The organism is Chitinimonas sp. BJB300, assembly GCF_002735695.1.
Classification (GTDB): Bacteria; Pseudomonadota; Gammaproteobacteria; order Burkholderiales; family Chitinimonadaceae; genus Chitinimonas.
The window spans coordinates 1-6,133 of sequence record NZ_PDZH01000172.1; the positions used below are offsets into that span (position 1 = coordinate 1).

The window sequence follows — 6,133 nt, forward strand, 5'->3', positions numbered from 1 at the left end:
GCCGGCATGCGGTCTACCCAGTTGCGATAGGCCAACGCAGCCCCCCCTGCATGATGGAAACACAGCAGGCGAACCGCTGCCTGCGGGCGTGGCTTACGGAACATCAGCCATTTATCGGGCTTGGCCGCCAAGGTGTGATCCGTTATCGGAAGGATGGTTGTGCTCAAGGGCTTACCCTAAATGTGGTTCGAATCATGCAGGTTTTAATTTCTCTGTGAATGGTGTCGGATAAGGTGATTGCCACCGACTGGCTGATCGGACGCTGTAACGCTATCAAATGACTGGGTAGTGCAGGGATGGAATCATATCCCGGCGCTGCCGCTGCACTGGCAGGCGGCGATAGCCTGGACGAGGCGGTCGGCCAGCATTGCAACGTGAGGTTGAGTGATCATGGTAATAGGGTCGCCCGAGGTCGCCACCCGCGCACAGTGGGCAGAACCAGCCCAGCTTTGGGTCGCTGGGCAATGGTGTGGTTTGCGCGTGGATCACACTCATAGACCCCAACCAATATCCGGGTTGGTAGTTGGCCAGTGCAGTGATGCTTTGCCGGTAACTCAACAGCAAGCTGTCGACTATCTCGACCGAGGTATTGGCGGCCAATACATTGGCGGTTTGCAGTTGCGTCAGCATCAGTTGCTGTTTTGCCGGGCCAGCCAACGTATAGGGTCGCGGGCAGGGAGGGCTGCCAGTGCATGGGGTGACATCGCTTCGGTAAGCAGATGGGCGACGCTCTGGCTATCCAGCAACGCGTGGTGGTAGGTCCAAACGAATAGCCAGCGTTCGTCTGACAATCTAAGGGTGGCAAAGCGCAGCGGCGGTTTTACGCCGTCGAAGCCGGCCAACCAGTCTTGCACCAGCCAGTTCGAGACATCCTGCTCGCGCCAGTTCAAATGCTGCCAAGTGGGTTCGCTTGCTTCGAAGACCACGCACAATGGGTCGTCATCGTGCCGCCAGACAAAACCACTGCGCAGTGTTTCGTGGCGCGCTAGCAGGCGAGACCATGCTTGCATTAGCGCTACCCGGTCAAAACTACCGGCGAATGTGGCGACAAATTGCGCTACATACATGTCCGGCTCGGTGAGCGTCATGCTCTCCAGCAACATGGTGCGTTGCTGGCGTGTTACGGGCAGCAGGTCGGCCACCTCATTTGCACGCAGGCCATGTTTGTTCAAGAGCCGGTCGAGCACTGATTGCTCGGCATTGCCAGCCTGAGGGAAGTCACAAGGCGCACGCCCAGCCAGCCCTGGCTCAACCAGATAGTTCAGCAACTGGCGCAGGGCATGTCAGCTTGCCTCGGCCCAGGCGTTGACCGTGGCCGGCTTGAGCTGGTTCTCGCTGTAACGAAACTCGATGCGCAATGCCTTGTCTTCGACCATCGCGACGATTTCGAGCGGGTAGGGCCGTTTGCCCGCCGGGTCGGTCGAATCGCCGCAGCCTCCCGCTACCACTCGGAAAGGTTCGTCGGTAGTGACAATATTGTCAACGCGCCCAAGGTAGCTGAACGCTACGGTTGGGCTTTCACCTATGGGTAGCGATACCACACGCGGTGCACTGCGGATCTTCTGTTTGAGCACCAGCACGGCGGTTCCCAGTGCAGGGGCCGTCGCTAGTTCAAACAATACGGGGACGATGGCGGTATAAAAGGTGATATTACTTAATAATATAAATGCGATTAGTTTTTTAAATTTATCTGGTTGTTGAAACTGTCGTTGTTAATATTCACAGTACCAAGATGGTTAACTGGCGTGATTTAGGGTTCGGATTGTCTTGCTTTATTTAATTAAATTAGATAAGTAAAGAGATAGTCACAGCCCAGATCTGGCAAGGTAAAGGTGGCACATTTGCTCAATTAATTTATTTTTCATCATATTTGCTACTGTACAATCAATCAAAACAACGAACTATTCGCTTGAATATAAAATCAATGCAAAAATATTTCTTGGCGCTGCAATAGATATAGCGTCGGCAGTTTGCAATTTATTTTAATAAAATGCGGAGAGACCTCAGATGCAAAATATTTTCAGGCCGCGTCTATTGACGTTGGTTTGCGCGGGCGCATTGTCGCTTGCGGCGTGGGCGGATGAAGCGCGCACGTTCGCGATTGGTGAATGGAATGCCGACTGTCCTGCCAATACACGTACCGAGTGGCCGGGAATGTGCCAAGCCTGGCTGGATGGTATGAAGAAAAATGGATGGACTGCATCGACCTATCTTGGGGCACAAGTACGGGCCGGTGCATTCATGGACCCAGCCAAAGTGGCAGGGGGGCGCGACAACACGGCAGACGGGGCAGATTCAGCAGATGCGACATTGTTCTGCGGCCATGGTGGCTACAGCCCTACACGTGGCTTCTTTGCGTACTTCCAGAATCAGGAAAACGGCAACTGCCGTGCCTACCCAGACCAGATGTTGTATGGCCCGCTTGCTGGGGGTAAAGCACGGTTTATGCACTTTTCTGCGTGCAACAGCATCCGCTGGGAACACCGTGAATTGTGGAAAAGCGCTGCCGAGGGCGGTGTACACGTGATTACCGGTTTTCATGGCCTGATGTATATCGGCTGGATGTTCAACGAAGGCTACGGAAAAGTTGCCAGCCAAGGCTATTCACAAAAGGGTGTGGCCAAGGCATGGGTCGACAACACTTACGACCCGGGTAGCTGGTACACGGGCAACAACAAGGTTTGCCCGGTATCGCTGGCATTTGGTGATGCCGAATACTCGGCTGCCTACACATTGGATGAAGGATACTTTCATCACTGGCCAACCATGAAACCAAATTACATGACCAGCTATTACGTGAGCAAGTGCGAGCCAAATGGCGCGCCAGCGCTGCCTTAAGGAGCCCAGGAATATGAATTCAGTCAAATTTTATGCCGGTACATTATTACTGACAGCAGCCTGTACAGGCACTGGCCATGCTGCGGTATTCAGCCCGGAAGAGCTAGGTACACCCAGTGGCAAGGTCAGTCTGCACGCACTTCGTATAACACCGGTGGATGTATTGGAAACCGCCATGCCGCGGTATGATCAGACCAAGTTGCAACAGCACTTGATGCGCCTGGCAGGTAATGCCGAAGCGTTGGCAGCTGCCCGTGGGCTGGACAGCATCCCACGTACAGGTGGGCAGGCAATGCTTGAAATGGGCAGCCGCCGTGAAACCGGCAACGTGTCGGTCAATGCGGCGGGTGGTGAATTGCATTTTGAGCGTGCGGGCGGGCCGGAAGCACTATCGACGGTCTCGCTGGCTATGGGCCACCAACAAAAAGCCATGATTGCCGGCCAACACAAATTGTTGTTGGCGAAGTACGGTATTGATAGTCATAACACCCAGTTGATCGAAACCAATGTACTGGCCCAGCAAACCGAGCCGCTTAATGGTTCGGGCATCGCATCCGAGCCACGGTTGCAGGGATATCTGAGTGTGGCCGTGCGGGCGGCAGGCGAGCTGATTGTGGAAGATCAGCGGGCGCGGCTGGTGAGCGATCGCGAGGGGCGTCTACGTACGGTTGATCTCAATTGGCCGGTGTTGAAGCTGAGCAGCGCCACCGCCAGCGGCAACTTGAAGAGCCGGGCGGAGGTATTGAAGGAAGTCTCTGCCCGTTTGGGTGGCAAGCCGCAGCTGGAACAGGTGGATGTGCGGATGGCGGTGGTCTTGCGCCCAAGTAGCAGCTCGCTTGGCACCGTGCATATACCAGCGATGCGCGTAGGTATTACCCCGCGCAATGGCGAGGCCGGTGAAATTTTCTATGTCGATCTAAGCCGTGAGCCAAGCGCTATTCCAGGATAGATACGATCCTGTTGCTTAGAACCTGTTCAACGTTTCGCTGACGAGCAGCATGCAACGAACAGGTTCTAGGTAGTCCCCGAGTTTACGGGCACCTTTCCTTGCTGATGCGGTTTGCAAAAATAATGAGTAAGCCCAGTTCTAGCTTAGGCTCTGTTGACGTTTTGCTGTGGCTCACCGGAGCCACAGCAACTTCGCGGCAAGGGTCAGCGTCGAAAGTACTTGAGCTTGCCGAACAGGCACTCGATCACGTGGCGCTCCTTGTAATGCCACCAATCGCATGCTCGCGCCTCCTTACGGTTCGCTTTCGAAGGCATCACCGCCTTGATGCCTCGCGCTTCAAGCCACATTAGAAACGCATCCGAGTCATAAGCCTTATCCGCCAAACACGCACCAGCCGATAAACCCATCATCAGCGGGATCGCCTGACCGATATCGGCCGCCTGTCCACCGGTCAGGATGAATTTGATGGGCAGCCCGACGGCGTCTACCGCCGCGTGAATCTTGCAACTGAAACCGCCTCGTGACCGGCCCAACGCCTCCTCGTCGGCACACCTTCGCGCGGCACCGGCCGCGCACGCATGAGCACGCGTCACCGTGCTGTCGATGGACACATCTTGCAAATCAGCTACTTTCGCTTGAAATGTGAGGAGCTGCTCCCACACGCCCACCCAGACCAGCTACGGCACCGCATTCAATGCCCGATATGTTGAGTAACAGGTATGACGCGGTTCGGCTAGCTGCGTTTAATCATGCGGCAAAACAGGGTACCCCCGAGATGGAGGACTTGGCTGTAAGGATTAAACAATTTCAGTTCCGGGATATCCGGTCCAAGGCGGCGAGTGAGATAGGAGATTTAAAAGCGGCGAGCGAGTTATTGGATCATACGGAAGAGGAGATCACCCAGAAGGTGTGTGTATATCGGGGTGGGGCAGCAGGTTAGTCCCACAAAGTGAATGTCAGAGAGCCCGGATCAGTCGTCCGGGCCCTTTTTTGGGGTGGGAATGTGGCGAATTTAGTTAACCGACTATCGGTGTTTAAGTACGTAATTTTCTAACTGCCTGTCTAGACAAACTTCGCCTACTTGGCGGGGGTACGGAAACGATGCCAAAAGTTACGGAAACGATTGGTGCCGGGAAGGGGAAAACGGGTAGCAGAGTGCCCCGCTGTAATAAAAAAAGCCCTGAGAAATCAGGGCTTTAGTTTGGTATTCTGGCGGAAGCGGTGAGATTCGAACTCACGGTAGGCTCTCACCTACGACGGTTTTCAAGACCGCTGCCTTAAACCACTCGGCCACGCTTCCTTCAGCGGCCGCGATAGTACTGCAATATGCGCATTTTGACTATGGGTAACGCACGGGGTTTGAAACTTTGTGCATTTGGCTTAATCTCACGTATTGTCTAGAACCGAATTATGAGGAGTACTTACCATGCAATCGCAATGGCAAACCGTTAGTACCAGCTACGGCGGCGCTGATCTTGCCACCAGCCGTAACAAGGTGCTGCGCAATACCTATATGTTGCTGGCCTTGTCGATGATTCCGACTGCGCTTGGTGCTTGGCTTGGCATGAGCATGAAATTCATGGTTGGTGGTTGGATGGGGGCGATTGTATTTCTTGCAGTCAGTTTTGGTGCTTTCTTCGCGATTGAGAAGACCAAGCAAAGCGCCATGGGTGTAGTGTTATTGTTGGCCTACACCGGCTTTATGGGCTTGTGGTTGTCGCAATACCTGCAAATGGCCATGCGTTTTAGCAATGGCGGGCAGTTGATTGCGATGGCTGCGGGCGGTACGGCAACGATCTTCTTTGCTTTGGCGACGTTGGCAACAGTAAGCAAAAAGGACTTCTCCTTTATGGGTAAGTTCTTGTTTATCGGTATGATTCTGTTGTTAGTCGCAGGTTTGGCGAACATCTTCTTCCAGATCCCAGCCCTGTCACTGACGATTTCGGCAGTCGCAACGCTGATTTTTTCGGCCTTTATCCTGGTTGATGTGAGCCGTATCGTGAATGGTGGAGAGACCAACTACGTTACAGCTACACTTTCCCTGTATCTGAATGTGTACAACTTGTTTGTCAGTCTGTTGAATCTGCTGACTGCCTTTGGCGGCGAACGCGATTAAGCGGTTTTTGCTGGTCAAGCATATGAAAAACCCCGGCCGATTGGCCGTAATGCCGTTCACTTAACAACGCAGAGCTGTTTGACCGGATAACGCGACGGCGGCATTTTCACCACACGGGGGCATTCGCGCCCCCGTCGTTGTTTGGACAGCAATTGGTCACCCAACCGTTCGCGCAGACGCCGCAGGCGCGCCGGCAACGTACCCGGGCTGCTGGTCGCCATCCAGCTCCA

Annotated in this window: 7 protein-coding genes and 1 tRNA gene; 3 read left to right on the forward strand and 5 right to left on the reverse strand. The window is 54.2% G+C overall.

From position 1 onward, the window contains the following. Positions 1-273: 273 nt before the first annotated feature. The 3 genes from CSQ89_RS19140 to CSQ89_RS19150 are packed head-to-tail and all read right to left on the reverse strand — an operon-like array spanning position 274 to position 1,580. Positions 274-630, reverse strand: coding sequence for a hypothetical protein (locus CSQ89_RS19140; RefSeq protein ID WP_099407649.1), 357 nt, complete (start codon positions 628-630; stop codon positions 274-276). Beyond that, complete coding sequence (locus tag CSQ89_RS19145; RefSeq protein WP_099407650.1) at positions 630-1,268, reverse strand: condensation domain-containing protein; 639 nt, start codon at positions 1,266-1,268, stop codon at positions 630-632. Before CSQ89_RS19145 ends, CSQ89_RS19140 begins: the two co-directional genes overlap by 1 nt. A 15-nt stretch (positions 1,269-1,283) precedes the next feature. Then, a complete protein-coding gene (locus tag CSQ89_RS19150) occupies positions 1,284-1,580 on the reverse strand; it encodes a hypothetical protein (protein WP_139022798.1) in 297 nt (98 codons plus the stop codon). A 427-nt stretch (positions 1,581-2,007) separates the two neighbouring features. On the opposite strand from CSQ89_RS19150, the gene CSQ89_RS19155 reads away from it, so the two are divergent. Next, complete coding sequence (locus CSQ89_RS19155; protein ID WP_099407652.1) at positions 2,008-2,838, forward strand: hypothetical protein; 831 nt, start codon at positions 2,008-2,010, stop codon at positions 2,836-2,838. Positions 2,839-2,851: 13 nt separating this feature from the next. Continuing rightward, positions 2,852-3,787, forward strand: coding sequence for a hypothetical protein (locus CSQ89_RS19160; protein ID WP_099407653.1), 936 nt, complete (start codon positions 2,852-2,854; stop codon positions 3,785-3,787). A gap of 203 nt (positions 3,788-3,990) precedes the next feature. Here CSQ89_RS19160 and CSQ89_RS19165 read toward each other — a convergent pair whose 3' ends face one another. Both CSQ89_RS19165 and CSQ89_RS19175 read right to left on the reverse strand, forming a co-directional pair. Continuing rightward, complete coding sequence (locus CSQ89_RS19165; protein ID WP_158229054.1) at positions 3,991-4,449, reverse strand: IS5 family transposase; 459 nt, start codon at positions 4,447-4,449, stop codon at positions 3,991-3,993. Positions 4,450-4,997: 548 nt separating this feature from the next. Then, positions 4,998-5,087 (reverse strand) — tRNA-Ser (locus tag CSQ89_RS19175). Between the two features lie 126 nt (positions 5,088-5,213). On the opposite strand from CSQ89_RS19175, the gene CSQ89_RS19180 reads away from it, so the two are divergent. After that, complete coding sequence (locus CSQ89_RS19180) at positions 5,214-5,903, forward strand: Bax inhibitor-1/YccA family protein (RefSeq protein ID WP_099407655.1); 690 nt, start codon at positions 5,214-5,216, stop codon at positions 5,901-5,903. The last annotated feature ends 230 nt before the right edge of the window (positions 5,904-6,133 follow it).

What these genes read in the sequence shown, in the direction of transcription:
- CSQ89_RS19140 (WP_099407649.1), bottom strand. Translation starts at nt 630, where the DNA reads ATGCTGACGCAACTGCAAACCGCCAATGTATTGGCCGCCAATACCTCG.
- CSQ89_RS19155 (WP_099407652.1), top strand. Translation starts at nt 2,008, where the DNA reads ATGCAAAATATTTTCAGGCCGCGTCTATTGACGTTGGTTTGCGCGGGC.
- CSQ89_RS19160 (WP_099407653.1), top strand. Translation starts at nt 2,852, where the DNA reads ATGAATTCAGTCAAATTTTATGCCGGTACATTATTACTGACAGCAGCC.
- CSQ89_RS19180 (WP_099407655.1), top strand. Translation starts at nt 5,214, where the DNA reads ATGCAATCGCAATGGCAAACCGTTAGTACCAGCTACGGCGGCGCTGAT.